The sequence below is a fragment of the Nostoc sp. CCY0012 genome (genome assembly GCF_963920855.1).
Lineage (GTDB): Bacteria > Cyanobacteriota > Cyanobacteriia > Cyanobacteriales > Nostocaceae > Cyanocohniella.
Genome location: NZ_CAWUDM010000016.1, coordinates 16,309 through 42,821, shown reverse-complemented (window position 1 = coordinate 42,821; position 26,513 = coordinate 16,309). Strand labels below are relative to the sequence as shown.

Here is a 26,513-nt window from a genome sequence, read left to right as displayed (position 1 = left end):
ATCTAGGCTTTTTTATCCAGATTATCTAAGTGATTTTGCATCCGCGATACAACATTATGGTCATCTGCACCTGCGGGAGTTCTGGATTCAATAATCCCTTCTGTGGGCCCGCCAATTTCCTTCCATGCGGCTAGGCCACCTTTGAGTTCAGATACATGGACAAATCCAGCAGCACGAAGCATTTGTGCTGCTTGAGCGGTTTCCTGTTCGTTGGCGCCGTAAACATAAATGTCACGTTTCTTTTCTAAAGATGAAGCGGCTCGGTCTACCAAGTCATCCATTGGCATGGCCATGGCGCCCATAATATGACCCTGATTGTAGGCCATGCGATCGCGTACATCCAGCATGGTAAAAGCTGGTTCACCCCATTCTAAACGAGACTTAACTGCATAAGCGTCAGATTGTGGTTCTATTGGTGGCTGTGAGGGAATAATATTCTCAAGGGGATTACTATTCATAAATATTTTTGATTGATTTCACTATCATTAAATTAGCAAAATATACATTTTTATTTTATCTTTCGTAGGTATGAATATTATAGTAAGTCTCTTTCTTGCGATAGATTTAAATTTTATTTTAAAAAAATATCTTTTAACACATATTTTTATTAGTTTTTCTACAAAACTAAGTCTGCAAAACTTTATTGATTAGTTTCTGTAAATGCTAATAACAGGCTTTCTTTAATTTCTTGTTGGTTAACTTGATTAATGTATGCAGATTGATTAAGGCAATCTATTATTAATTTATTAGCATAATAATACTGCTGTAATAATTCTATTTGCTGTTTATTGAACTGCCAATTATGAGCAATATCACGAGAAGATATCAAAATTTTTCTTAGATTTTTAATCCAGTATTTACCTTGAGATTGGCACCATTGGTAAATTTTTTCTGAATTACTATTTAAATGAGGTAATTGTTTTTCAAGGCTTTGTAATTTTTGCTTCAATTCATCCTCTGTAACCAAATTTAAAGCTTGATGTAAGGCAATTTTAAGAGCTTGAACATGATCCAGGGTAATAGCATCATCAAGGGTAGACTCAACAGCCAAATTTAGCTCGATTGCACAAATGAGAGTACTAGTTAAAAATTCATCAAGGGCTAGGTCAGGATTAAAAGCTATGTTACCCACAAGGGCCCACTCTAGGTCACAGCTAGGAGTATGAATATGATCATTTATTATAACTTTGTGTTCATATGTAGAAGCAGCAGCAAAAATACTCTTTTTGAATGGTTCTTCCTGCGGAGTACGTCCAACACAAACTAGATAAAAAGCACGCAGAGCTACTGCTTGATAACTAGTGGAAACTGATTGAGATTTTCTTGATAACCAAATCAGCAAACCTTGTATTTTCTCATCATTTACTACTATTAAATCAATCTTTTTTTTCATCGCCCATAACATATCTTCAGCATTGGGTAACATACTCACGGTAAGCAAAAATACTTGCCGCCAGCGCTCGTCAGTGATATTATTCATCAAATTATTACAGTCTTGGTATGAGAAATTTTCTACAATATTTTTAGCAGTTAAATATTCATGCAGTGTTAAATGAGAAAACGAGTAAATCTCCCGTGACTTTTCTACTAATAAACCATTTTGCCCCTCAATTACTTTAAACAAGGTTGCCATATCTTGTTGCCATTGCCCTGTCTCTGTATAGATATTTGGCAAGGTATTCAGATAGTTGCTAATAATATGCTGAACTTTTGCTATTTCAAAAAAATGACTTTCCTTTTCAAAAGTACTCTCTGCAATCTGAGACAACAACTTTTTTTTATGTTCTAAGGTTAAATCACCATGAATCTGATATCGTTGAATACCTCTGACTTCATCCCACCTCACTAATAAAACATTCAAAACTTGCTCATAAAACTTGGCTGGGTTGGATGGTAATTCAGATTTGACTCTAAAAACTAAACAAATTAGATGTAGCAATATTGGTGTGATGGCTAATTCTTTAATCGGCCGATTTTCTAGCAGATTCAGTTGATGAAAAAATAAATTACCTATACTTTCTCCAGCTTCTCTAGATTTATGAGCAACTGCTACAAACCAGTTTTTGACAAAAACTTCAATTTGTTTATTGTTAAAGTCTACGATTTCAACTTGCGTAAAGCCTGGAAATCTATAATTTTGGTACCCTAGGCGACAGCTAATGACAAACTGGTTTTTGTAATAAGTTTGAGTAAATCTGCGAATTTCCCTGTTCATTTGATTCACATATGCAGATGGCACTTCATCTAAGCCATCTAATAAAATCAGTGCCTTACCCTCAGTTAGTATGGTTGCAGTTGCCTTTTCTTCAATACCAGAACTGATAAATTCCTGGGTAATATATTTCATTAAAGACAATTCACCATCATCTTGAGTATCTTCAGCAAATTCTTGCAGTCGGATGAAAATTGATATCCGCTTTGGTTGAAATTCTCCTTTGTTGCATTCAGTAGCTAGATATTGCAAAAATATAGTTTTACCGGAACCAGGTTTACCCAACACCATTAACTTTGAGTACCGAGATACAGCTTCTAAACCAGGTAATTTATTCAGGTTATTGATTTCTGTAAGTGAATGAAAGTTTGACTTGTGGCTAAAGTCTAGTGCTAAATCGGCAATATCTAGCCATTGTTGGCTACTGATTTCTTCGGAAACAGTGATATCTGTATAGATGTTATTTATAGGAATGACTGGGGCAATATCCAACAGTTGCAAAGTGCCACACTGGTCGGTAATTCTATCTTGGCGCTGTTGACGGACTTTCTGCACCAGTGCGTTGATATCAAAATCGTTAAACTTGTCTTTAGCTGTTATCTCAGATGTCTCATCGTCAGGTATACTGACAACTTTTTGCCAAGATAATCCTAGCTGTTGACAAATTTGCACAAAACAACTGCGAGAAACTGGTTCACCTGCGAAAAACTTAGAAACTGGTTGGCGTGTGATACCTAAGGCGACTGCTAATTTGTGCTGACTTAATGTTTTGTCAGTTAAAGCTGTTTTTGCTGCTTTGATACCTTCTGGCGATGCTCTCAGTCCTTGACTTGTCATGCTCTCAGCTAATTATTGGCCATATTTGCTCAAATTACTTGTAAAGCAACGAACAAGCAACCAGGGAGTAGAAGTATGCGTAGGCAAATAGGCAAGAGGAAATCAGGCTATTTGAGTTGTACTGAGGTTTTCAGCCCTTAGTGCAGGCTACACTAACAAAAATTAAATAGGATTTCTGTAATGCCCGAGCAACTGTGCCACGCCACTATAAAATTTATCATTGTGATTACTTTGCAGTTTTGTAGTCAATTTAAAGATTAAGTGTATCTGGGTAAGTACTGCTAAAAATACGCTTTGCTTAAGTATAAAGATTTAAAAATACATCATTAAATATGAAAAACATACCAAACTTATACAAAAGTCATACATTATTCATACATTATAATAGCTGAACTTTTTCTAAAATTAATAGAAAATTAAGTGTAGCTAAGTACCACAGAGGTAATATCGGGCAACAATTGATTTTTTTATCTACATCTACATTCTCAGTCCAGGTAAGGGCAAATCAAAACTCCGAACCAAGCTTTTGGCATCAGGCGATCGCGTACACATTTTGTGGACTTAGTTGCACTTACCCTCATAGACGTGCCAGAGGTATATCCCCTAAGAATCTTCAGCGCAGTCCTTACCCAAGTTTAAGTATTTTCCCAGACTACCCCTCAGAACCTACCCTTTCTGTAAGATGCTACACGTTAATTAAATCCGTTTGGTGAAAGGCTAGCAGTCAAGAAGGGTAAAAGCTACGGCCCATAGTCAATCGCCAGATCCGAAACAGGCTAAAACGTTATGGTTATGCTTCCTACTACAAATCCTAAAATCCTGGTTGTAGATGACGACTTCGGCATCCGCAATCTCATATATCGCTTTTTAAGTCGAAAATATCACATAGAGTCTGCGGCAGATGGTAAGACAGCTTTGTCGTTGTTTGATCAGTTCCAACCAGCTTTAGTAATTTTGGATTGGAATTTACCGGATACCAGTGGCTATCAACTTTGTCAGGAAATGCAGAGTCGCACTGATGTCTTAGTAATGATATTAACTGGGAGAACTGCTGAAGCCGATAAAATTAAAATCCTTGCCGCAGGTGCAGATGACTTTTTAACAAAGCCTTTCAGCTTGGCAGAAGTTGAAGTGAGAGTACAAGCACTGTTAAGACGTATCCGTTGTGTTAATCCTTCTCCATCACAGCGCCTAGTCTTCAATCAATTGGCAATTAATCCAGATGGTCGGGAGGTAAAACTTAATGATAAGCCTCTAACCTTAACAGCCCTGGAATTTAATATTCTACATTTTTTAGCAAGTCATCCTGGTCAAGCCTGGAGTCGTCCCCAGTTAATTCAAAAAATCTGGGGTTGCGAATATGTGGGAGATGGACGGGTGGTTGATGTACATATAGGTCAGCTTCGCAAGAAGTTAGAAGTTGATACTACTGTTCCTGAGTTTATTAAGACTGTGCGTGGCTACGGTTATAAGTTTGAACTGCCGGAATCTACTACTGTTTAATAATCTCTGAATGTTAACTGCATAGTTTGTGATCAATTTATCCAAAATTGTATTTAGTGAGATACATTTTCAATATTATATAGTTGAATAACTAAATGTTACTGCTACTGCTTAAAAGTATAATTTAGTGATAGGTTTGGGACTTCAAGATTAAGAATTACAAAAGTCTTTATAATTCCTTGTATTGACTCAAAAAGCATTTCCTAAATTATGACGAATCAAGCTCCTATTCCGGTTATTGTCAACGGTGCAGCTGGCAAAATGGGACGTGAAGTACTTAAAGCAGTGGCGCAAGCACCAGACTTGAACTTAGTGGGTGCAATTGACACCAGCCCTGAACATCAAGATCAAGATGCCGGAGAATTGGCTGGTTTAAGTGAACCTTTAGAAGTACCGATTACTAATCAATTAGAGCCAATGCTGGGGTATGTGGCTGGCGATAGACAGTCCCCTCCAGGGGTAATTGTAGACTTTACCCATCCTGACTCAGTGTATAACAATATTCGTAGTGCGATCGCCTATGGGATTCGTCCTGTAGTCGGCACAACAGGGTTAAGTCCAGAACAAATCAAAGACTTGACAGATTTTGCCGAAAAAGCTAGTACTGGTTGCTTAATTATTCCTAACTTTTCCATTGGGATGGTGTTGTTGCAACAAGCCGCAGTTGCAGCTTCTCAATATTTCGATCATGTAGAAATTATCGAATTGCACCACAACCAAAAAGCTGATGCTCCCAGTGGTACAGCAATTCAAACGGCACAGTTACTGGCAGAAATGGGTAAAACTTTTAACCCCGCCCTTGTAGAAGAAACAGAAAAATTACCAGGGGCAAGGGGCAGTCTAGCAGAGGAAAATATTAGGATTCATAGTATACGCTTGCCAGGACTCATCGCCCACCAAGAAGTTATTTTTGGCGCACCTGGTCAAATTTATACTTTACGACATGATACAAGCGATCGCTCTTGTTATATGCCAGGAGTACTACTAGCGATTCGCAAAGTCTCTCAGCTAAAGTCATTAGTATATGGATTAGAAAAAATCCTTTAACTTCAAACTTAGCACTCTGCACTCAGTACTCAGCACTTATGTTAGTACCACTGACTCGGAAGAAATTTGAACAAATCATCCCGCTCATCGCCACCGGCGCCCAGTACAAGTACTACTGGGGGAAATTTTCAAATTTCTTGCAGCGCCTATTAATCTCTGTAGTTACCATAGCCATAATTGTGCTGGGTAAAACATTATTGAGGCTAGATGTGGGCCCAATCATCTTTTTGGTGGGAGTAATGGGTGCTTTTTTTTGGCTGTGGTATCCGGTCTTTCAGGCAAGTATCAGAAATGCCAAATGCCGCCGTTATAAATATAGTGGCTTCTTTCGAGGACGAATCCTCGATTGGTGGATTACAGACCGAATCATGGGCAAACAAGAAACCGTCAACAGCAGAGGTGAACTGGTAATAGTCGAAAATCGAGAAAAACGAATTAATTTAGAAGTGGGAGATGACACAGGTTTTACCGTCGAGTTAGAAGCACCACTACGTAATTTTCACAAAGGTATTGTTCGCGGTCAAATTGCCGAAATGATCGTCATGTCAAATCGTTCAGATTTGAGCAGCATTGAAGACTTTAGTGATGTCTATATTCCTAGTCGTGACTTGTGGGTAAATGACTATCCATATTTACGAAGAGATTTCTTCAATGAAGTCAGTAGCCGTTTGCGGAGAAACCAACGAGAAAAACCGCCTCGCCGTCGCCGTAGAGTTGAGGAGGCTTAGAAGAGGCAGGGGAGCAGGGTGCAGGGAGCAGGGGGGGCAGGGGGCAAGGGGAAATACTTTTGGCTATTACCAAAATCTTTCTGACTCATGTTCCTTATCTCCCCCATCAAACTCCAGTTGTTCTATCTTGTCCATAAGCTTGCCAAGCCAAGTCAACTAATCCATCAACAATTGCAGCAGCCACAACAGCATTACCCTTGCGACTGTCAATGATGATATGAGGCACTAAAGAATCTTGCAAACGCTCTTTAGCTTCATCCACATTCACAAATCCTACTGGAGTAGCAATAATCAAAGCAGGTTGAATTTCTTCAGATGCAATTAAGTCAACCAATGCTGTTAAAGCTGTTTGTGCTTGACCAACTACAAAGATACCCTCTGGATAACGCTTGGCTAAAGTTTCAATTCCCCAAGCGGCACTAGTTTTTTCTTTTTGCGGGCGTGTTAATGCCTCCAGGCTGCAATAGACTGGATTAGCAAAAGTATTTTGAATATCCTGGGCAATACCTACCTGTACCGTTGGCACATCAACCACAATTGTTGTGCGTGCCGCTAAAGCCGCTGCACCAGCTTGCAAGGCACGCTCAGAAAAGCGAATCACAGACTTATATTCAAAGTCAGCCGTAGCATATATCACCCGCCGGACAATCTCGTACTCTGCGGGTGAAAAAACATGATCACCTATTTCACTATCAATGATTGCCAAACTTTGAGCATCAGTTATATGCCATTCCATTACTATCCCTCTTTAATTACTATCTCTAGATAAAAATCTAAAACCCTTATTTTGCAAGGCTTTTATCAATTTAGGCGTAGGTTGGGTTAAGCACAGCGCAACCCAACACCCAAAGACCTTAGTATTGTTGGGTTTCACTACGTTCTACCCAACCTACATTTATTTTTCTCTCTCCAGAGTGATAGAAAAGGGCTATTCAGCCCTGAAATACCAGCTTTCAGCTTATCAGCTTAAGTGATGACTGAGTGCCTAGTTTTGGGTACTGAAATTTTTCTTTTTCTTCTACTAAGTTGCGCTCAACAATCACCCTACTCCCCATCTCCCACCGAAGTTATTATCTGGGAGTGCTACTAGGTATCAGCATTAGAAGAAGGCCGATTAATAGTAGGAGATAGATAAGCCACTAAAGCGCCAATCAAAAAGCCAGAGATATTGCGAACCAAAGGTAACCAATCGCTAGTTCGGGTCACAACTGGGCCAATACCGAAGGCAATAAACAAAATTCCCCACAAAGGCGAGAAAATTAAAGCCCATTGCCAAGCAAAAACCTGTCCTTTCTTTTGGGGATGAGATGCAAATCCACAAATTATGCCCCCAACTACCGAAGTAATTAGGGTGAGTATCCATTGCTCTTGTGGGAGTCCAGGTACTACGTTGCAACCACCCTGAATCAAACAGCCTTTAACCGAATCTAAGGCTTGTAAGATAGCTTGGTCTTCACCTTGTTCGCGCACAAAGTATAAATTTCCAAATCGAGTTTGCAATTCTATCCAAAAAGTCCGGGGTAGAAATTCATAAACTGCGTCCCCCACACTAAAGCTAAGAATATTACCTCCGCGAGAATCTGCAACTAGCAAAATACTTTTATCATCCAAACCCCAATAATTGATCACTGCTCTACCTGGGGTGCGGTCATATTGGGTTAATACACGCAGTTTCCAACCAGTTTCACCTTCAAATTGCTTTAAATCTGTGGCCAGTTGTTCTTCTTGAATATCTGTGAGAGATTTAGCTAAATCTATAACTGGGGTTTGGAAGTCGGGTAGTAGGTCAGGATTATCATAAGCAAGCGCCTGGGGAGAATGCATTACCCAAATTGACCCAGCCAAGATAAATACCGCAATAGATACGAAAATTCGTCGCCAAAAACAAGACTGCATGGACGTTCTTATACAAATATCAAAAGTACACAGTGAACAAGTTGCTTTAAAAGAGTAAGGGAAAAGAGATACTTCTTTACACTTGTTTACTTTACTCTAATCTTAGGGATGAAAGCAAAGCTTATTTTTGGGACTAGGGGCTAGGAAAATTTTTACCTAACCTCTAAGCTCTAACCCCTGGACTCTCTCATTCTTCATTATTAGGAGCCTCATTATAGTTGCTACTACGATATGCTTCTGCTTTGGTACGACGATTTTCTTGCTTGAGTGCTTCTCTTTCTCGCAAAGTGAGCGGTGGTTTTTCATTGATTGGCAACCGTTCAACTCGCTTCGTAGGTTTTGGACGTGTAAAGGATTTCCAAGCAGTTTTTACACCAACAACGATACTACGTGTGCCTATTTGGACATTTTTTGCTTGCTTTTTGGCACCATCTAGGCTTTGGTCAACTTGCTTAACGACCTTACCTGCACTTTTTACGCCTTCACTAACATCATCAGTTAAATCTGTGATTTCTATCCCAGTTTTACGAATGGAATTTAAAGTAGGTGGTAACTCCCGTGAGAGAGTGTCAAATAGCTTTTCTGCACTACGAGCAGCACGTGCTAACTCCTGCAAAGCGGGTATAGCCGCTACCAAAACAGCAGTTAAACTGGCGGCGACTAAGAGTATAGACAGTCCCAACCAAAACAGGGGATCAATCACGGTTATTTCATCTATGAGCGTTCTAATTGCTGGGAAAGGGGATCTGAGTCTTCTGGCGCTTGTCGCTGCTTCAAGATTTGGCTTTCGCGTTGGCTAGCATCTACGCCAGCTGCGATCGCCTCACGCAGTCTCTCCAATGTATCATCCCAGTTGCGTAGTGCGCTGGCAGATAAACGATCTGCCTGAATTTGCACACTTGTTGATAAATCTTCCGCCAATTCTGGGATGGCATTCGCCGATTTTTGCAAAATTTTACGCGTTTCGCGCCCTGAACGTGGAGCTACGAGTAATCCGGTCAAAGCACCGATAGTTGCTCCTAGCATCATTCCGCCAATAAATACACCAGAACGGTTATTAGACATCTTAATTGTTCCTCTCCTTACACCCATTTTAGGTGTGATTTTTCCCCTTGCAAGTCCCAAATGATTTTATCTAATTAATGCATTTTGACGATATATCATCTTGAAATATTGTTTTTATTTGGTAACAATTTTTCTTCCTCTTCCTAAACCTGCTCTACCAAAAGGGCGTACCCAAAATCGTCGTCCGAAAAGTAGCAGGCTGATAATTTGACGCACTTGTAGAATTTGTAACTGTATCCCTTGATTCCCCTGGCGCAAGTTATGAATTTTTTGCTGGCTAATATCAATCCTTTCGGGTGCTGTATAAAGGGCAGCATGGGCAGCACGTTCATAGGCAGATAATTTATCAGCTATTCGCCCTATTCGTCCCTTAAGTTTCCACATTTGCCAAGCGGCAAAAAGTAGTATAAGTGAAATAAAGGTATTAATTACGACAACTGTCGTTACCATTGCTGACCTTGACTAGCTTGAGCCTTCAGAAATTGTGATTGATTACTTTGACAAAGTTCTGACTTGATCATAGCGACAGCATTTGAGTGTAAAAATGCAAAATCAAAATATTAAATGAAATTATTTTAGGCAAGCATCGTCAGCTAGTTGTCACAAATGGTTTTTTGTCCTCATTTCACCATCTTCCCATTTTCCTATCCCTTCTGTCTCTAATTTCAGTTGCCAGATCCTGGTTATCGAGCTAGTGTGGAGAGTTGCTATTGCTGTTGGCGTAGTAATTTCTCTTAGTGTCTTCAGATAACTCGAATGATGATTGAGCTTGGTTCACTGGTGCAGTCCCAGAGCAACTATTTGGGAATAGGAAAAGTTACTGAAATTTCTCACCCTGATGTCAGCGTTGAGTATTTTTGCTCAGGAGGGCAGCGCCTCCAAAAAACTTTACCTTTAGATTCGCTGTCTCAAGTCAGGCTTCAGCCGCAAACTCGCTGCTTTATTAATTCACCCAACCAGGATACATGGATCATTGGCAGAATTTGTGCCTGGGACGAAGATACAGAGATGTATCAAATTGATTTACCTGATAAAAAAAGCACAATTGCAACCGAGCAAGAGATTTACGTTCGTTGTAACATACCTGTTTCTGACCCCATTGAAACCCTGGCAATGAAGGGTCATGAAACGCCTTACTTCCACGATAAAAGATTGGCTTTCGTCAAAAGCCTAATTCAGCAACGTGCCATGAGTCGCGGTATGAGAGGGCTAATTTCGGCAAACATTGATCTTTATCCACATCAAGTCGAAGTTGTGCGACGGGTACTAGAAGACCCAATTCAACGCTATTTGTTAGCAGATGAGGTGGGACTCGGAAAAACTATTGAAGCGGGTGTAATCCTCCGTCAATACCTTCTGGATGAACCAAAAAAAGGTGCGGTGGTATTAGTTCCGCAATATTTGTTGAAACAGTGGCAAACTGAGTTAGAAAATAAATTTTATATTTCCCATTTTGGTAAACGGGTAGTGGTGCTGGCGGTTGAGGATATTCATCGCATTAACCCGAAGGCGAATATCGGCTGTTTAATTGTGGATGAAGCTCATCACATTGCGGCGATGGCCACTTCTAGAGATGCAGCAGTGCGACAGCGTTTTGAGTCTTGTAAAACTCTGGCACATAAAAGCGATCGCTTGTTTTTATTATCGGCTAATCCGGTTTTCAATCACGAGCAAAATTTCCTGGCCATGCTGCATCTACTCGACCCTAAAACCTATCAACTGCATGATGTGGCAGGTTTTCATGCCAGAGTGGAAAATTGCCAGGAAATTGGCAGAATACTCCTCTCGTTGAGGGAAGGCGCAAGTGCTAGTGTTTTGGAAACTCACCTCAAGCAACTACGAAGTTTATTGGCTGAAGATGAGTACCTGATGAATCTGGCGGACAATTTGGCAAAATGTTTATCAGCCAAGTCTACTGATACAGATGCCATTATCCGCGAAATTCGTAGCCACATCAGCGAAACCTATCGCCTACACCGCCGGATTCTGCGTAACCGTCGCGCTGCGGTAGAAGATGTGATCTTTGATCGGGATGTGACACCCAAAGAAGAATATGATTTAGACGAGCGATCGCTTGATATTCACGAAATCCTGGAACAATGGCGTAGTGTCGCCCCTAAAGAAAATCAATATCAGCGTATTTTTCTTTTATTATTCTTAGCGGCTGGTACTTGGTTAGGGATTTTAGAACAGGTAGTTACTGCACGTGTCAGCGGTAAACCCCATAATCAACTCATCCCAGAGTTTAAAGAAGAAGATATTCGCCTATTGACAACAACTCCTAAATTTTCAGGAGAAGAAGAGATTTTACAATCTTTGCTGAAAATTATTCGTCAGCCTGTAGAAGATGGAGAACGCACAGAAAATTTACAAACTGTACTGCTAAATCAGTTAGCTACCTACTTCAAAATTTCCCCAACTATTCGCAGAAATAAGCAAGAATTACTCACCAGAATACAGCATAGAATTCGCCGACCAATTCCTGGTGATGTTCTGCCGAAAATTGTTGTGTTTACCAGTTTTACCCAATCATGTACAGCAATTGTTCAATGTTTATCGCGGAGCTTTGGTGAAGAGACAGTTGCTAGCCATCAATTAGGCGAAAAACGCGAAAAAGTTGAAGAAAGTTTAACTAGGTTCCAGAATAACCCCAACTGCTTTATTTTAGTATGCGATCGCTCTGGAGAAGAAGGACTAAATCTCCAGTTAGCTGATTGCTTAGTTCACTTTGATCTGCCTTGGTCGCCTAATCAATTAGAACAAAGAATCGGCAGATTTGACCGCATTGGCAGCAAAATTGGTATTCAATCTTCGGCATTAATTGGCCCCTACTTGGAAGATAGCCTGCATAATGCTTGGTATCAACTTTTGAAAAATGGCTTTGGTATCTTTGAACAATCAATTGCTAGTCTACAGTTTTATGTAGATGAGAAACTGACAGAGTTAGAAACAACTTTGTTTCAATCAAGTGCGGCGGGATTGTTAGCCATGATTGAGCCTATTAAGCAACAAATCACTGCCGAAACAGTGAAACTTAGCGAACAGACTGCTCTCGATGAAATTGATATTCTCGATGAAGGTACTACTCAGTATTTTCAAGACCTTGATGATTATGATGCTTGCCATGTAGAAATGAAACAAGCAACTGAAGGCTGGGTCTGTGATGCGCTGGGATTTAAGTCGGCCATGAACCCCAATTCCCAAGAAATTAAGCGTTATCAACCAACAACGCGCACCTTAGTTTCTGTAGATGAGTTAAAAACTCACTTTGCTAATAATAATACAGACCAATTTGGCACTTATAACCGCAGAGTTGCCAACCAAAATCCCGGTACCAAAATATTCCGCATTGGGGAAGGATTGATAGAAGCACTTGTAAGCTATATCAATTGGGATGACAGAGGTAAAGCCTTTGCTGTGTGGCGTAACGATGAATCTTGGGATGCTGCGCCAGGAAAGGAGTGGTTTGGCTTCCGGCTTAACTATCTAGTGGAAACAAATTTAGAACTGGCTAAGAAAGTTTTAACAACTCACCAACTAGATAATTCTCAAGCTAAAATTTTGCAGCGGCGTGTCGATGGTTTATTTCCCCCCATGATCACAACTATCTTTATTGATGGTCGCAGTGATGTTATGAGCATTGTTGAAGATGATCTACTCTTAAACATTCTGCAACGTCCATATAAAGATAGAAACAATGATAGATGTAGAGATTACAATCTAGCCAAAGAACGCTTAGGCATCATTGATAATTTTGTTGAGCCTAGTAATTGGAAAAGTTTTTGTCATCAAGTGCGTAGCAGTTCTGAAAAATTACTTGCCAATCGTCCTGATTTTATTAACTTACACGAACAATCCGCTAAAGTTGCCGAGCAGAAATTAAGCAAAAGAGTAGAGCAATTGCGCCTACGTCTAAATCGTCAACCAGGGGATTCTGCACTGGCTGAAGAATTGCAACTAGAAACGGCTTTGAGTGCAGCGATTTTAGAAGGTATTCACCAGCCGCAGATTCGGCTTGATTCTGTTGGTTTTATGATTGTATCCGGGCGATCGCCTATGCAGTAAATAGGGTTTCTCAGTTGGGGGTTAGGGATAATAGCGACTTTTTCCCATCTCCCTACTCCCTAATCTGCAAATACCCGTTCCCAGAATGTTACTATTTCTGACCAAGCAGCAGTAGCCGCTACCGCATCGTAGCGATAACCGTCATCGCGCATGAAGGTGTGTTCTGCTTCATACAACAGAACTTTGTGGGGTACGCCAGCACTCTCCAGGGATTGAATTAAAGTTTGACGATCATTTTCTGGGATGTGGGGGTCAAGAGTACCAAACACCATTAGCATCTCACCTTTGATTTCATTAACCCGGTGAATGGTGTCAGCTATTCCCTGACCTAATTTCCCACTGGGAATACCAGTAGGGTAGCAACAAACTGTGGCCTTAATTTCGTTTTGAAAAGCTGCTCTAAAAGCTAGATGTCCACCAATACAAAAACCTAAAGTGCCAATTTTGCCTGGAGAAACTGCACTTTCTGCTTGCAAAAATTCAATCACAGCCCGACAATCAGCATCATGACCAGCTATGGGAGTCCGCCGCGCATCATCATTACCCCGCATTCTCCCCAAATCGTCTGGTTCAATAATTGAACCAACTAACTCAAGGCGATGAAAAATCTCTGGTGCTGCTACTACATAGCCATATCCTGCTAAATAGTTAGCTAACCGAATCATGGGACTACCTAATTGATAAATATCGCTATAAAACAGAATACCTGGGTAATTGCCGGCAGGTTTGGGAGATGCTACATAAACACGCATTAAACTGTCGTCTACTCTTAATTCGACATTCCGTTGAATAATTTGCACTTTTTTATCTCCAAATTAATGGTGTAACGCGTTCATGCACACCTTTAATTATTTCTCTTATTCTTCTTTAGCGAATTATATTAATATACTTTTTTATAATGTATTTAGTTTGACTGCAAAACCTTTTCTAGCTTTCATTAAGGTTTTTAGCAAAAAACATGAATTTAATCTAAAATTACTTGGCAAACCCTGGAAGATAGCTGTAATGATATAAGTAAGATAAAAATTTATTTAATAATTAGTTACAAGGTGATATTCCCATGCCTAAATGGAAACTAGTAACAGAATTCACATTTAATAGCGCTCATTACATAAAAGATTACAATGGCCCTTGTGGTCGGATGCATGGACATAATTATACAGTCCACATTGAGGCCATATCGACACAGCTGCACTCTTCAGATTATTGTCCCCATCCAGTGATGGTAGCTGACTTTAAAACTTTACGCTGGGCTAAACAAGATGTGACCAAAGGAGGACTTGACCACTGTGTTCTCAATGAAGTTATGCCCAGTGAGTACGAAACTACTGCGGAAATGATTGCCCAATATATTCATGATGAAACTAAAAAACGGATACCTCCAGATGTCCAGCTAAAAGTACATGTTTCCGAAACACCTAATAGTTGGGTTGAATATGAAGAATAAAAACGTAATCAAGGCAGTTGGCGTTGTCAATTTCATACAGCAAAACTGCATTTTTTCGTTTTGAAAGGCAACTTAATAAATATTTTACTTGTATCATACCGAAATAATCAAAGAAATTAGATTTGATGTTTGTTGGCGGAGCCTCAGCTAGAAGCTTAAAACTCAGTACAACTTGCATAGCCGAATTTATTATTGCCTTCACAGCGGAATGCTACTTGCTAATACGTTCTTGTAGAGTTAAGATTTGGTTAATAAATAGTTACTCTTTAATTAGCTAATTGATTAAATTCATTTTTGATTACAATCGCCACATCACAAAAAGTAACTTAGTAAATTTTTATTAATTTGTTAATGCAGTAACTTAATGCTTAAACTTCATAAAGATATAAATCTCTCTATTAAGTTTTTAATAATACTTATCTCAGCTTGTACATTTTGGTCGTAAGTTGCCACCAGAATTGTGTAATCTGAAGAGAGCTAAGCTAATGATTAAATTGAGGTCTTAATGACTCCTAAGATGCTGCGTCAGCTTTGGTCTGTGGTTGAAAATTCCCAAACCAAGACACTTTTACAAATGGACGATGCTAGCTTGGTAAAATGGCTGGTAAAACAAACTACAAATCAAGCGTTGTTAGATCCCAAAGAAACTGATTTTCTCAGTGACTACATTCAATCTCGGCTATCACTCATACGTGATCTCGCTTATGAACGCCAGTGTTAAGAGCAATCAATTCACATGAGTCCACAGTCAATAGCAATTACTATTGGCTATGAACTTATTGATTACTGGGTTTTTTGAGGTAAATAACCTTCAACCAAGCAATCAGAACCGACAACACGCCAACGAACTCGTTCTAAGGGCAAAGCTTCTGTCATAGTGGTAAAACCCAAGTCACCTACAGGTGTAGGAGCATGACTACCACCAATGATTTTAGGAGCAATAAAAGCCAGAATTTTTTGTACAGCACCTTGAGCGATCGCACTGGCGGCTAAAGTACCACCACACTCCCACAGCACACTACAAAAACCCCGCTCATATAAATGTGCCATTACCAAGTCTGGTGTCAGGGATGCTAATTCCAGCACCTCAACTCCCTGTTTGAGCAAGAAGTTTTGCAACTCAGGTGAGCTACCCTTCTGTGTCAACACCAAAGTAGGAGCTTCCGCAGTTTGCCACAAACGAGCATCTTCAGGCAAGTTGAGATGACGACTCATCACCACCCTCAGGGGATTATGCGCTCCCACCTGATGACTCGTTAAGTAAGGATTATCTTTTCGGACTGTATTACCACCGACAATTATGGCATCACACGCCGCCCGTAGTTGATGAACTTCACTGCGGGCATCTTGGTTTGTCACCCAAGCACTATGACCAGAGGTAGTAGCAATTTTGCCATCTAAAGTCATGGCATATTTCAAAATTCCCAAAGGTCTTTTATGCAGAATCCGATGAACAAAACCTTCATTTAGCTGCTGACAGGCTTCGGCTTCTACTCCTACTAGCACCTCTACCCCAGCAGCACGTAAACGGGCAATACCACCGCCAGCCACCAAAGGATTGGGGTCAACCATACCCACTACCACCCTGGCCACACCAGCTGCTATTAACGCTTCCGAACAAGGGGGAGTACGTCCGTGGTGATTACAAGGTTCTAAGTTGACATAAACTGTCGCCCCACAAGCGCGATTTTCCTGGTTCGAGTCCGTACCCACACCCGCGGCTTTCAAGGCAAAAACTTCTGCATGAGGTTCACCAGCACGGGGATGAAACCCTTCCCCGACAATTTCCCCATCTTTAACAACCACAGCCCCCACTAGTGGATTCGGTGAAGTTCGCCCCAACGCACGGCGAGCCAGAGCTAAACACCGTTGCATCATAGCCCGGTCAAATTCACTGCCTACCCCCTGTGTTGTGGGTAAATCAGATTCAACAGGCGATCGCAATATATGCCCATTTTCCTGAGTGTAATTGGGTAGAGATGCATCTGCTTGAGCAACCACTGGGAAATTATCCATAATTTTGGGCGGTACTATCAATATTTTGCACGCTAGCTGCTGTTGTCGTGATACTTCAGCAGTGATATCCAGGCGTTAGAGTTTGTTATTGAGTATCTTACTCAACTCTAGCTTGAATCAATATTGCCAGTACTTACCCAAATTCTAGAAAAATTTAGCAGTGAAAGTGGGAATCAGGGGAAGATAGGGAAGATATGAAAAACCAAGATATTGGCAATCAACGAGAGTATTTCCCCCCCCGCTCCCTGCCACGCCACTTGCTTTATGCCGGGAAACCCGTCCACCGCAGTGGCTCCCCTGCCCCCCTGCCTCTTCCTAGCCTTGCTCTAAAAATTTCATTTTCTGCCACCACAGATTTAAGGGATAATAAACCACAGGCGCCCAAAGACTACTGAGAACGGCAGAGGCTAGAGCAACCTGTTGATAATATGCCCAAATGTATTCGGCTTGGCCATCGCCGATCAAAGTCAATTGAAATGCAAATATAGTTTCTGCCAACACTGCCATGACAAAGACAATTAAGGCAATAGAAATAAAATCTTCTTGAATAAAACGCTGTTTCTGAAGCAAACCAGTCAAAAATCCGACCATGCCGAGAGCGATCGCATGAGTGGGGTGAGGTGATGTCATAGCATCTTGAAGTAGCCCTAAAACTACACCTGCTAATACCCCTTCCCAGACTGAGCGCTTGACACTCCAGGCTACCACCCAAATTAACAACCAATTCGGACCAATTCCCAATAATTCCATTCCCGGAAACCGAGTTGGCAAAATCAGTACACATAACAGCACCGAACCAACAGTTATAGCCCCATCCAGTAGTTTACGTGTACCGGGATGCCAACGAGCAAGGGGCTTATTCAGCATTTTGGATTTTCTTGGTGACGATCTTGGCTGACTCCGCCTACTCTCGCCGAATAAAGGCATCTTCATTATGGTGAAGTTTTCTAGATAATCTGAATTCAAAAAGTGCAAAGTGCTAACTAAGAAATATTAACCTTGAGCCTCTAGCCTCTACTACCGAGACTTTTCGTTTTCCTGTTCTGGATTTATCGGCTTAGGATATACAGCTACCCAATCCAATGACAGTATTGGTGGGAACAACTCAACTGTTGCCACGGATGTTGGTAGTTTCTTTAAATCTAGAGACTTGATGCGTCCCACTGGTAAGCCGGCCGGAAATCTTTGACTGTAAGTAGATGTGGAAACTAAATCTCCTACCTGGACATTAGGAACTTTTTCGTAAAACTCCAGCACGGCTTCCGCCGAAGCATTTCCCCTCAACACCCCTTTGGCAGATGTGCGGCTAATTGTAATCCCCACTTGACTTTTGAGGTCACTAATTAATAACACGCGACTAGTATTAGGTGTGACATTCTCTACCAAACCCACTAATCCGCCGTCAGTTTTAACGATAAACCCTTCTTCAATTCCCGCTTTTGAACCACGATTGAGAGTCACTTGTTGCCACCAATGGTCAGCACTGCGTCCTACTACCCGCGCGGGAATTGGGCGCGATGAAAGAGGTGCTGCCTGAACATAGCCTATTAAATTTTGTAACTTTTGATTTTGAGTTTCTAAATCAGCTATGCGTGTTTGCAATTCCCAGAAACGGGCATCATTCATCCGCTCTTCTGGACTTGTCCCTGTTTGTAACATTTGCAACGGTCGACCGATCACTTGATACATTTCTAGTAGCAGATGACCCTGGGTCTGTCGCAACATCCAGGCACTACTTACTGCTAGAGCCAGTAAGACGAGTTGTAGTGCTTTCCGATCCCACCAACGACGTAAAGTGACCATTTATACCTGTTTTTACACTCAAAAAGATATTGGATTCTACCTTTATAAAACCCAAATAGAACCCAAATAGAACCCAATATCTCATATTTTTTGACTACATATTGCGGGAACGTCCGCTGAAGACACGTTCTAGCTGTTTAAAGTTTTCTAACACACGACCTGTTCCTAGCACAACACAACAGAGAGGATCAGCGGCAATGTGGGTAACAATTCCTGTTTCATGGCTAATTAAGGTATCTATGCCTTTAAGCAAAGCACCTCCACCAGCAAGCATGATGCCTCTGTCGATAATATCTGAAGCTAGCTCTGGGGGTGTCCGTTCTAATGTCCGCTTTACTGCTTCGATAATTACTGATAGCGGTTCTACCATGCTTTCACGAATTTCCGGACTTTTGATCGTCACGGTTCGGGGTAAACCAGAAAGCAAGTGTAAGCCACGAACCTCCATCATGCTCTCTTCATCATCATTAGTAGGATAGGCAGAACCCATGCGAATCTTGATATCTTCAGCAGTTCGTTCTCCAATCACCAAGTTATGAACTTTTTTGAGATACATAATGATGGCTTCAGTGAGTTCATCCCCAGCAACTCGTACTGATTCACTGATTACAGTCCCTTGGAGGCTCAGTACTGCGACTTCTGTTGTGCCACCACCAATATCAATAATCATATTACCTGTGGCTTCGGCAACCGGTAAACCTGCTCCTATTGCCGCTGCAATTGGCTCATCAATTAAATACACTTCTCTGGCCCCAGCTTGGGCGGCTGCATCCATGACAGCTCGTCTTTCTACCCCAGTAACGCCACTGGGAATACCAATGACAATCCGAGGTAATATTAAAGACCTACCTTCATTAACCTTCTGAATAAAATGTTTGAGCATCAGCTCGGCCGTATCAAAGTCAGCAATTACACCATCACGCAAGGGGCGGAGGGCAATCACATTTCCAGGTGTGCGACCGAGCATTTTCTTGGCTTCTTCTCCCACTGCCAATGCTACTTTTTCGTTTTGATCGATAGCAACTACAGAAGGTTCTTGGAGAACGATGCCTTTACCAGATACATATACGAGGGTGTTGGCAGTACCGAGGTCGATACCCATATCCCACGATGAGCGAAAGTTCCTAAAAAGACCCACGCGTCTCTACGCCCCTTATTTGCGATACTTTGTTGACTAAAAACTGTTAGAGTTAATAGTGCTGGATTTTATTACGTTTTTTATCCTGAGTCCAGTCAGAATGCCCATTTTGTATTTGGCAATCTTTACTCAGTGTCAAGCGTCCATGTTTTTGATATTCTCTAACCACTTCAATATATCCGTATATTTTTGCAATTTTTGCAAGTCATTTCCTCCATTCTTATACCCAAAAAGGCTGTTAAGTTTTTAACACATTTTCAATAGCTTCACAATTCGCTATGATGAAAGTTAAAACAATTCAGTACTTGTGTACTAGAAGGTAACCTCTATGAGCATCAATATTGTCACCCTTGTTGGTCGTGTAGGCGGCGACCCGGATATTAAATATTTTGAGTCTGGTAGTGTTAAGTGTAGATTAACACTAGCAGTAAAAAGAAGAACTCGTAATAGCGATGAACCTGACTGGTTCACTTTAGAACTATGGGATAAGACAGCAGAGGTCGCGGGAAACTATGTACGTAAAGGCAGCTTAATTGGAATCAAAGGTTCCTTAAAGTTTGACACTTGGAGCGATCGCCAAACAGGAGCCAATCGTTCTGCACCTATTATTAGAGTAGACCAACTAGAATTATTAGGTTCCAAGCGCGATGCCGAAGGCGCTATGGCAGATATGTCTTCAGAACATTTTTAATCATTAATCATTGGTTATGGGGAGCGAAGACGATAATCAGATTCTTTCTCCCCCAGCTAACCCAGCGTCAAAAGCGACTGGAGATTTATTTACTTGGAAGCCCCATTATCCCTATTCCCTACTCCCCTTTAATAACTAATTTGCAACGTCACCGATGCTTCTACCTGCTGTTCACCACCAACCACAGGGGTGGAAGCATCTGCACTGGATAATTTAGCCATTTCGGCCCGCTGCAATATCGGTGGCGGCGGCGCACTGGCACCATTGATTTGCACACTCACCACTTCTTTAGCCTGAAAACCTAAGGTATTAAAAACAGCATCAGCTTGCAGTCGTGCATCTTGGGTAGCTTGCCTCAGTGCTTGTTTTTGTGCCGAGGCGATCGCTTCATCACTAGCAATAAAACTGACACTACTAATTTCTGTTGCCCCTACCTTTACTGCTTCATCTAACAATATCCCTGCTTTATCGGTAGCGATCCGAAAACTCACAGTATTACTAGCAGCATAACCTGTAATGCGTTGCACATTATCGGTGTAACTATAAACTGGATTCAGGCGGATACCAGTGGTTTGTAATTTTTCTACATTGCGGCTTTTGAGTAAGGCTACCACAGCTGATGACCTACGGGCTGCCTCTTGTTGTACTTCTTGGGCAGTTTTACCTTGAACTACTACACCCAAACTCACCTGGGATAGCGTTGTCGGAATTGTTTCTACACCACGACCACTAACTGTCAGAGTTCGCCACATTTTTGCTGTTTCTTGGGCTAACCCAGGCTGGATAGAAGTAAAAGATAACAGCAAAGCTAATGGTAAAGTTTTCCACAAATTCCCAGTCGCCAACTGAGAACCCGATAAAGCGGTTCTATGCATAATATTTATACTCCTCAAAAAGTATCTACAGATGCTTTTATACAACGAATCTAGTAATTCTTAGTTAACTGTTAACTCTCAATAGTCAACAGATATCTCGGAATTATCATCAATGACTCAGCCAGGACTACAACCGGCTGCACTCATAGCACTGTTTGTATGTTCTTACTTTGACACTGCCATAGTCAAAAGTAAGAATGGTTACATTTTTGGAAACTAAAAAAATTACACCAAAATTTATGGAGGTTTTTTGATGGCATACTGGCTACTAAAAACGGAACCAGACAATTATTCCTATTTTGATCTAGAGCGGGAAGGTAGTACAGTTTGGGATGGGGTTAACAATTCTTTAGCACTCAAACATCTGCGGATGATGGTTCCTGGGGACTTAGCATTGATTTATCACACAGGTAAAGAACGGCAAATTATGGGTATAGCAGAGATAGTCAGTTCACCTTATGCTGACCCAGCGTTAAATGATGCCAAACGGGTAGTTGTGGATATCAAGGCTATCAAAAGAGTTTCTCAGCCTCTGACTCTGGCGCAAATTAAGCAGGATGGAAATTTCATCGACTTTGATTTATTGAGACTTCCCCGACTTTCTGTTGTCCCCGTATCGGAAGTTTACTGGAGGCGCTTGCAGGAGTTAAGCGATCGCCCAAGTTAGCCCAAGTTAATTTATGACTGGGGTCAGCAACTTGTATATATTGTAAAGATATGTTGCTTTCCCAAAGGAGTAAAAATAAAGAGAAGCTTTTTCGTAGAACACATTAGGATTTTTGCAGGACATAATGCAGTTTTTAGATGCAACAAACGTATATTTTCCCTTGTTGGCCAGTGCCACAGAAACAGCCGACAGTTCAATGGTCATGGCCGCAGTACTACTGAGTTTAGTGGTAATTTACCTAGCCAGTAAAGTCGGTGGGGAGTTATCAAACCGAGTGGGTTTACCGCCCGTGTTAGGCGAACTCTTGGGAGGTGTGGTAGTAGGCATCTCGGTTTTGCATCTATTGGTGTTTCCAGAAGGTGGCACGGATAGTTCTAACTCTTTAATCATGGCCTTTCTGCAAACCACGGCTGGTTTAACACCTGAAGCCACTCCAGCGGTATTCGAGGCTCAATCAGAGGTGGTTTCTGTTTTAGCGGAATTGGGTGTGATTATTCTGCTATTTGAAATTGGTTTGGAGTCCAACTTAAAAGACCTGATATCTGTGGGTCTCCAAGCCTGTGTTGTGGCAATAGTCGGGGTAGTAGTTCCCTTTACCGCTGGTACCGTGGGACTAATGGCTTTATTTGGTGTGAGTGCAGTGCCGGCAATTTTTGCTGGGGCGGCTTTAACTGCCACAAGTATTGGCATTACATCCAAGGTGCTGTCAGAACTAGGAAAACTCAATTCCAAAGAAGGGCAGATTATTTTAGGTGCTGCTGTAATTGACGACATACTAGGTATCATCGTTTTAGCAGTGGTTGCCAGCCTAGCTAAAGATGGCGTAGTAGATGTCAGCAAAGTCATTTATTTGATTATCAGCGCCAGTGCGTTTCTCATCGGTGCCATTGTCTTAGGGAATGTTTTCAATAAAACATTTGTGGCGATCGCCAATCAACTCAAAACACGCGGTGAACTAGTTATACCAGCATTCATTTTTGCTTTTGTCATGGCTTACCTGGCTTCAATTATCCAGTTAGAAGCTATTTTGGGAGCCTTTGCCGCAGGTTTAGTCCTAGAAGAAACCGATAAACGTAAAGAATTGCAGAAGCAAGTTATACCCATTGCCGATATATTAGTACCAATTTTCTTCGTCACTGTTGGGGCCAAAACAGACCTAGGAGTTTTGAATCCAGCCATCCCCAGCAATCGAGAAGGTCTAATTATGGCAACTTTCCTGATAGTAGTGGCCATTATCGGTAAAGTGATCACAGGTTTCAGCGTGTTTGGTCAACCCCAAATCAATCGTTTAGCAATTGGTGTAGGGATGATTCCTCGGGGTGAAGTCGGGTTAGTGTTTGCTGGTGTTGGTGCCGCCAGTGGCGTTCTCTCTAAATCACTGGGGGCAGCGATTATTATGATGGTCATTCTCACAACCTTTTTAGCTCCGCCACTGTTACGTTTCGTATTTCCAGAATCAGACAATTTGGCAACAGATGCCGAAAATAAACTGATTTTAGACAGTGTGACTGGAACACCGTTAATGGTAGACCAACCTCAATCGATAGCATCTGCCGCCAATGATGGTGGGATCAAGGAAGGCAACCCTGATACTGGGGATAATGTATCCAAAACCTAAGTAGATGTTAGGGGCTAGGGACTAAGGACTAGGGACTAGGGGTACTTGGGTTTAGCACCACAATCTTTCTCCCCATCTCCCCATCCCCCCATCTCCCCCTCTCTTTCCGGGAAACTTCTATGCCTAAGTCTCCGTCCTTGAAGATTGTTAATTTGATAATTGGTCTCCTTACTAGTAACATTCTGTTTGTCTGTGTAAATTTGGATATTTTTCAGCAATTAGAAATTAGTGATTGCAATTTTTACCACATCAGTTAACCACATCAGTTAAAAGTAGTTGGAATTTTTTAATCAACACATTGATTGCCAGCAATTCAACAACTCGGCACCAATCTAAGGCTACGTCAAGTATCACTGACGGGGATTGACTTTAATCAGTTAATTCTTCTGTGATATTGTTGTTGCATCCGATGCTTTATAGGTGTGATTCTTATGTCCTGATAGGATGGCAAAATTAGAAGGCATACTAGTAATTTACGCCATTAATTGTGCTTTTATACCAGCAAACAATTTCCAGAAGTATCAAAGCGAAAGATGAGGTTGTGACAGTGTAACGATTTGCCAATATGTTGAAATATTGATGGCTTCCATGAACGCGAATCAGGAGAAAAGATTGTGAAATTACACTGGTTACTACCCAGTACTGTTGGAACTATCGTTTTACTATCGTCGCCGGCTTTGGCTGCAAAACTGGAATCTTGGCGTTTTGATCCTGCTCAAAATAGTCTAGAAATTAACACTTCCGGTGCTGTGCAACCCAGGGCAGAACTCGTCTTCAATCCGACGCGTCTAGTAATTGATTTGCCCGGTACAACCTTTGGGCGTCCGCAGTCCACGCAACAGTTTGGCGGTGCTATTCGAGCTTTACGTGTGGCACAGTTTGACCCACAAACAACACGCTTAGTAGTTGAACTCACTCCTGGTTATACCTTAGACCCCCAGCAAGTGAAATTTGAAGGCGTGACAGCCAGTCGTTGGAGGGTACAGTTACCAAGACCAACGGCACAGCAAACACAGTCTTCTGACAGAAATATTTACAATATAGTAACTGTTGACTCTGATACTAATAACAGGCCAGAGTTCTCTAATCAGGTTGCTAGTACCACACCAGGAAAAGTTCAGATAGAGAACTTACAGGTAACAGGGGACGGTTTTTTTGTCCGTACCAAGGGCGATAACCCTCAAGTTAAGGTGAGCCGCAGCCGCGAACGCGATATTATCTTTATGGATATCGCCGATGCGAGTTTATCATCGAGTCTGGCGCAGCGAAATCAAGAAATCAACAGACATGGTGTAAGTCGTGTAGAATTTACTCCACTCACAGGCCAACCGCCAGGAGTCCGCATGGCCTTGCGGGTAGATAGAAATAGCCCAGACTGGCGGGTAACCAATAGTAGTTCTGGTGGTTTGGTGGTTCTACCCACTCGTGTGGTCACGTTACCTGGAAATAATAATTCAGGCAACTCACCGAACAATCCACCACCTAATCAGCCAGTACCACCGGTAGCCACTCCCAATCCACCCGTTGTCAATAATTCTCCAGCGACAATTCAGGCTGTGGAATTGGGTAGTAATGGCACACAATTACTAATTAGATCCGATAAACAAGTCAATGCTACCAGTGGATGGGATACATCCTCCGGATTGTTCCGCATTACTATTCCCAATGCTAAATTAGCTCCCAAGGTTACAGGCCCAAATTTTGCCGCCGGTAGCCCCATCCTCCGGGTACGTCTGCAACCCCAAAACAACACAGTAACTATTTTGGTGCAGCCAGCCACAGGAGTGCAAATTGGGCGCCTAAATCAAGTTAGTAACCAGCTTTTAGCTTTACAATTACAAGGTTCTCGGCAAACTACACCACCTGTAGCATTACCGCCCTTACCACCTGCAAATCAAGGGCAAATACCAGATCCTGCTGCGCCTCCTCGGCCCACACCTCAGCCAACGCCACGCCCAGCACCCAGAAGTAGAGTAGTCGTGATGATTGACCCTGGACATGGTGGTCGAGATCCAGGGGCTATTGGTATTGGCGGACTGCAAGAGAAAGGAGTAGTTTTGTCAGTCAGCAAAAAGGTGGCCGAGATTTTGCAGAAAAATGGCGTCCAAGTAGTCATGACCAGGGATTCAGATTATTTCGTCAGTCTACCAGGACGCGTAAATTTAGCCAAACAAGCTAACGCTAATTTATTTGTCAGCATCCATGCCAATGCCATTAGTATGAGTCGTCCCGATGTCAATGGTTTGGAAACATATTATTTTCAGAGTGGTCAAAGTCTAGCTCAGTCGATTCATCGCAGCATTCTCCAAAATGTAACTGTTAGAGATCGGGGCGTGCGGCGAGCTAGATTTTACGTACTTAGGAAAAGTGCTATGCCCTCTGTGTTGGTGGAATTAGGTTTCGTCACCGGTCGGGAGGATGCTGCTAAACTGAGAACCACAGCTCACCAAAATCAAATGGCAGAGGCGATCGCCAAAGGGATTCTCCAACATATACAACGCAGATAAGCAATTTCACGCACAGGTAGGATGGTGGCTATTACTAATTTTGCATCACCAATGAGTTGATATTAATGCGAATTTTTTGGGTACATTAACTATCAGCAATTAAATAACTCAACACCAAGATCCTGCCTGATTTTAAGTGCCATTAACAGGAAGTAACTGTGTGGTTAATTCTGATGAGCTTCTGTTTGGTGTCATCTGCTACTTTGCTTGTAAATGATACCTTCGCGGGATGGCAAAATCACAAGTTAATGCTACAATATTACGCCATTAGCGGTGGCTGGAATACCAGCGAAAAAGTCTTTTGCTGCAAGAAAAGCTCTGATCTGTGGAAGCGCGGATCAGAATTTTCTTTGTCAAGCTAAAGTTTAGGCGGCGACGGTGTGAGGATTTGCCAATAT

General features: G+C 41.8%; 23 protein-coding genes. 10 read left to right on the top strand and 13 right to left on the bottom strand.

Annotated elements, in window-relative coordinates:
• Positions 1 to 2: 2 nt before the first annotated feature.
• Together ACM0OS_RS06520 and ACM0OS_RS06515 are read right to left on the bottom strand one after the other, a co-directional pair.
• Complete coding sequence (locus ACM0OS_RS06520) at positions 3 to 458, bottom strand: rhodanese-like domain-containing protein (protein ID WP_414542355.1); 456 nt, start codon at positions 456 to 458, stop codon at positions 3 to 5.
• Positions 459 to 640: 182 nt separating this feature from the next.
• Positions 641 to 3,049, bottom strand: a complete 2,409-nt coding sequence (locus tag ACM0OS_RS06515) for an NACHT domain-containing protein (protein ID WP_414542354.1) — start codon at positions 3,047 to 3,049, stop codon at positions 641 to 643.
• Between the two features lie 786 nt (positions 3,050 to 3,835).
• On the opposite strand from ACM0OS_RS06515, the gene ACM0OS_RS06510 reads away from it, so the two are divergent.
• The 3 genes from ACM0OS_RS06510 to ACM0OS_RS06500 all read left to right on the top strand — a co-directional run bounded on the left by ACM0OS_RS06510 (position 3,836) and on the right by ACM0OS_RS06500 (position 6,327).
• Positions 3,836 to 4,552, top strand: a complete 717-nt coding sequence (locus ACM0OS_RS06510) for a response regulator transcription factor (RefSeq protein WP_414542353.1) — start codon at positions 3,836 to 3,838, stop codon at positions 4,550 to 4,552.
• Positions 4,553 to 4,762: 210 nt separating this feature from the next.
• The gene (gene dapB, locus ACM0OS_RS06505; protein ID WP_414542352.1) at positions 4,763 to 5,599 is read left to right on the top strand and encodes a 4-hydroxy-tetrahydrodipicolinate reductase; all 837 of its coding nucleotides are present in this window, start codon (positions 4,763 to 4,765) and stop codon (positions 5,597 to 5,599) included.
• A gap of 38 nt (positions 5,600 to 5,637) precedes the next feature.
• Positions 5,638 to 6,327, top strand: coding sequence for a phosphate ABC transporter permease (locus tag ACM0OS_RS06500; protein ID WP_414542351.1), 690 nt, complete (start codon positions 5,638 to 5,640; stop codon positions 6,325 to 6,327).
• A gap of 106 nt (positions 6,328 to 6,433) precedes the next feature.
• On the opposite strand, the gene ACM0OS_RS06495 is transcribed toward ACM0OS_RS06500, so the two are convergent.
• The 5 genes from ACM0OS_RS06495 to ACM0OS_RS06475 all read right to left on the bottom strand — a co-directional run bounded on the left by ACM0OS_RS06495 (position 6,434) and on the right by ACM0OS_RS06475 (position 9,738).
• On the bottom strand, positions 6,434 to 7,063 hold the full coding sequence (locus ACM0OS_RS06495) for a precorrin-8X methylmutase (protein WP_414542350.1): 630 nt from the start codon (positions 7,061 to 7,063) through the stop codon (positions 6,434 to 6,436).
• A 350-nt stretch (positions 7,064 to 7,413) separates the two neighbouring features.
• On the bottom strand, positions 7,414 to 8,223 hold the full coding sequence (locus ACM0OS_RS06490; RefSeq protein WP_414542349.1) for a TPM domain-containing protein: 810 nt from the start codon (positions 8,221 to 8,223) through the stop codon (positions 7,414 to 7,416).
• Between the two features lie 187 nt (positions 8,224 to 8,410).
• Entirely contained in the window at positions 8,411 to 8,926 is a 516-nt protein-coding gene (locus ACM0OS_RS06485) for a hypothetical protein (protein ID WP_414542348.1), read from the bottom strand.
• Between the two features lie 11 nt (positions 8,927 to 8,937).
• Positions 8,938 to 9,288, bottom strand: coding sequence for a YtxH domain-containing protein (locus ACM0OS_RS06480; RefSeq protein WP_414542347.1), 351 nt, complete (start codon positions 9,286 to 9,288; stop codon positions 8,938 to 8,940).
• 114 nt (positions 9,289 to 9,402) lie between these two features.
• Positions 9,403 to 9,738, bottom strand: coding sequence for a hypothetical protein (locus tag ACM0OS_RS06475; protein WP_414542346.1), 336 nt, complete (start codon positions 9,736 to 9,738; stop codon positions 9,403 to 9,405).
• Between the two features lie 309 nt (positions 9,739 to 10,047).
• Between ACM0OS_RS06475 and dpdE the strand changes: the two genes are divergently transcribed.
• A complete protein-coding gene (dpdE, locus tag ACM0OS_RS06470; RefSeq protein WP_414542381.1) occupies positions 10,048 to 13,353 on the top strand; it encodes a protein DpdE in 3,306 nt (1,101 codons plus the stop codon).
• A 59-nt stretch (positions 13,354 to 13,412) separates the two neighbouring features.
• On the opposite strand, the gene ACM0OS_RS06465 is transcribed toward dpdE, so the two are convergent.
• Positions 13,413 to 14,153, bottom strand: a complete 741-nt coding sequence (locus tag ACM0OS_RS06465; RefSeq protein WP_414542345.1) for a dienelactone hydrolase family protein — start codon at positions 14,151 to 14,153, stop codon at positions 13,413 to 13,415.
• Between the two features lie 260 nt (positions 14,154 to 14,413).
• On the opposite strand from ACM0OS_RS06465, the gene ACM0OS_RS06460 reads away from it, so the two are divergent.
• Positions 14,414 to 14,800, top strand: coding sequence for a 6-pyruvoyl trahydropterin synthase family protein (locus ACM0OS_RS06460; protein WP_414542344.1), 387 nt, complete (start codon positions 14,414 to 14,416; stop codon positions 14,798 to 14,800).
• Between the two features lie 505 nt (positions 14,801 to 15,305).
• Positions 15,306 to 15,521 (top strand): hypothetical protein, encoded by a 216-nt coding sequence (locus tag ACM0OS_RS06455; protein WP_414542343.1) that lies wholly within the window; start codon positions 15,306 to 15,308, stop codon positions 15,519 to 15,521.
• Positions 15,522 to 15,583: 62 nt separating this feature from the next.
• Here ACM0OS_RS06455 and ribD read toward each other — a convergent pair whose 3' ends face one another.
• The 4 genes from ribD to ACM0OS_RS06435 form a co-directional block, all read right to left on the bottom strand.
• On the bottom strand, positions 15,584 to 16,816 hold the full coding sequence (gene ribD, locus ACM0OS_RS06450; protein WP_414542342.1) for a bifunctional diaminohydroxyphosphoribosylaminopyrimidine deaminase/5-amino-6-(5-phosphoribosylamino)uracil reductase RibD: 1,233 nt from the start codon (positions 16,814 to 16,816) through the stop codon (positions 15,584 to 15,586).
• A gap of 315 nt (positions 16,817 to 17,131) precedes the next feature.
• A complete protein-coding gene (gene mreD / locus ACM0OS_RS06445) occupies positions 17,132 to 17,749 on the bottom strand; it encodes a rod shape-determining protein MreD (RefSeq protein WP_414542341.1) in 618 nt (205 codons plus the stop codon).
• Positions 17,750 to 17,833: 84 nt separating this feature from the next.
• Positions 17,834 to 18,619, bottom strand: coding sequence for a rod shape-determining protein MreC (gene mreC / locus ACM0OS_RS06440; RefSeq protein ID WP_414542340.1), 786 nt, complete (start codon positions 18,617 to 18,619; stop codon positions 17,834 to 17,836).
• A gap of 94 nt (positions 18,620 to 18,713) precedes the next feature.
• Entirely contained in the window at positions 18,714 to 19,721 is a 1,008-nt protein-coding gene (locus ACM0OS_RS06435) for a rod shape-determining protein (RefSeq protein WP_414542339.1), read from the bottom strand.
• A gap of 364 nt (positions 19,722 to 20,085) precedes the next feature.
• On the opposite strand from ACM0OS_RS06435, the gene ACM0OS_RS06430 reads away from it, so the two are divergent.
• On the top strand, positions 20,086 to 20,448 hold the full coding sequence (locus ACM0OS_RS06430; RefSeq protein WP_414542338.1) for a single-stranded DNA-binding protein: 363 nt from the start codon (positions 20,086 to 20,088) through the stop codon (positions 20,446 to 20,448).
• 128 nt (positions 20,449 to 20,576) lie between these two features.
• On the opposite strand, the gene ACM0OS_RS06425 is transcribed toward ACM0OS_RS06430, so the two are convergent.
• The gene (locus ACM0OS_RS06425; RefSeq protein WP_414542337.1) at positions 20,577 to 21,323 is read right to left on the bottom strand and encodes an SIMPL domain-containing protein; all 747 of its coding nucleotides are present in this window, start codon (positions 21,321 to 21,323) and stop codon (positions 20,577 to 20,579) included.
• A 253-nt stretch (positions 21,324 to 21,576) separates the two neighbouring features.
• On the opposite strand from ACM0OS_RS06425, the gene ACM0OS_RS06420 reads away from it, so the two are divergent.
• The 3 genes from ACM0OS_RS06420 to ACM0OS_RS06410 all read left to right on the top strand — a co-directional run bounded on the left by ACM0OS_RS06420 (position 21,577) and on the right by ACM0OS_RS06410 (position 26,115).
• Positions 21,577 to 21,990 carry an EVE domain-containing protein gene (locus ACM0OS_RS06420; protein ID WP_414542336.1) on the top strand — a complete coding sequence of 138 codons (414 nt, stop codon included), beginning with the start codon at positions 21,577 to 21,579 and terminating at the stop codon, positions 21,988 to 21,990.
• A 124-nt stretch (positions 21,991 to 22,114) separates the two neighbouring features.
• Positions 22,115 to 23,608, top strand: a complete 1,494-nt coding sequence (locus tag ACM0OS_RS06415) for a cation:proton antiporter (RefSeq protein WP_414542335.1) — start codon at positions 22,115 to 22,117, stop codon at positions 23,606 to 23,608.
• A 614-nt stretch (positions 23,609 to 24,222) separates the two neighbouring features.
• A complete protein-coding gene (locus tag ACM0OS_RS06410) occupies positions 24,223 to 26,115 on the top strand; it encodes an N-acetylmuramoyl-L-alanine amidase (RefSeq protein WP_414542334.1) in 1,893 nt (630 codons plus the stop codon).
• The last annotated feature ends 398 nt before the right edge of the window (positions 26,116 to 26,513 follow it).

What these genes read in the sequence shown, in the direction of transcription:
- ACM0OS_RS06520 (WP_414542355.1), bottom strand. Translation starts at nt 458, where the DNA reads ATGAATAGTAATCCCCTTGAGAATATTATTCCCTCACAGCCACCAATA.
- ACM0OS_RS06515 (WP_414542354.1), bottom strand. Translation starts at nt 3,049, where the DNA reads ATGACAAGTCAAGGACTGAGAGCATCGCCAGAAGGTATCAAAGCAGCA.
- ACM0OS_RS06510 (WP_414542353.1), top strand. Translation starts at nt 3,836, where the DNA reads ATGGTTATGCTTCCTACTACAAATCCTAAAATCCTGGTTGTAGATGAC.
- dapB (WP_414542352.1), top strand. Translation starts at nt 4,763, where the DNA reads ATGACGAATCAAGCTCCTATTCCGGTTATTGTCAACGGTGCAGCTGGC.
- ACM0OS_RS06500 (WP_414542351.1), top strand. Translation starts at nt 5,638, where the DNA reads ATGTTAGTACCACTGACTCGGAAGAAATTTGAACAAATCATCCCGCTC.
- ACM0OS_RS06495 (WP_414542350.1), bottom strand. Translation starts at nt 7,063, where the DNA reads ATGGAATGGCATATAACTGATGCTCAAAGTTTGGCAATCATTGATAGT.
- ACM0OS_RS06490 (WP_414542349.1), bottom strand. Translation starts at nt 8,223, where the DNA reads ATGCAGTCTTGTTTTTGGCGACGAATTTTCGTATCTATTGCGGTATTT.
- ACM0OS_RS06480 (WP_414542347.1), bottom strand. Translation starts at nt 9,288, where the DNA reads ATGTCTAATAACCGTTCTGGTGTATTTATTGGCGGAATGATGCTAGGA.
- ACM0OS_RS06475 (WP_414542346.1), bottom strand. Translation starts at nt 9,738, where the DNA reads ATGGTAACGACAGTTGTCGTAATTAATACCTTTATTTCACTTATACTA.
- dpdE (WP_414542381.1), top strand. Translation starts at nt 10,048, where the DNA reads ATGATTGAGCTTGGTTCACTGGTGCAGTCCCAGAGCAACTATTTGGGA.
- ACM0OS_RS06460 (WP_414542344.1), top strand. Translation starts at nt 14,414, where the DNA reads ATGCCTAAATGGAAACTAGTAACAGAATTCACATTTAATAGCGCTCAT.
- ACM0OS_RS06455 (WP_414542343.1), top strand. Translation starts at nt 15,306, where the DNA reads ATGACTCCTAAGATGCTGCGTCAGCTTTGGTCTGTGGTTGAAAATTCC.
- ribD (WP_414542342.1), bottom strand. Translation starts at nt 16,816, where the DNA reads ATGGATAATTTCCCAGTGGTTGCTCAAGCAGATGCATCTCTACCCAAT.
- mreD (WP_414542341.1), bottom strand. Translation starts at nt 17,749, where the DNA reads ATGAAGATGCCTTTATTCGGCGAGAGTAGGCGGAGTCAGCCAAGATCG.
- mreC (WP_414542340.1), bottom strand. Translation starts at nt 18,619, where the DNA reads ATGGTCACTTTACGTCGTTGGTGGGATCGGAAAGCACTACAACTCGTC.
- ACM0OS_RS06435 (WP_414542339.1), bottom strand. Translation starts at nt 19,721, where the DNA reads ATGGGTATCGACCTCGGTACTGCCAACACCCTCGTATATGTATCTGGT.
- ACM0OS_RS06430 (WP_414542338.1), top strand. Translation starts at nt 20,086, where the DNA reads ATGAGCATCAATATTGTCACCCTTGTTGGTCGTGTAGGCGGCGACCCG.
- ACM0OS_RS06425 (WP_414542337.1), bottom strand. Translation starts at nt 21,323, where the DNA reads ATGCATAGAACCGCTTTATCGGGTTCTCAGTTGGCGACTGGGAATTTG.
- ACM0OS_RS06420 (WP_414542336.1), top strand. Translation starts at nt 21,577, where the DNA reads ATGGCATACTGGCTACTAAAAACGGAACCAGACAATTATTCCTATTTT.
- ACM0OS_RS06415 (WP_414542335.1), top strand. Translation starts at nt 22,115, where the DNA reads ATGCAGTTTTTAGATGCAACAAACGTATATTTTCCCTTGTTGGCCAGT.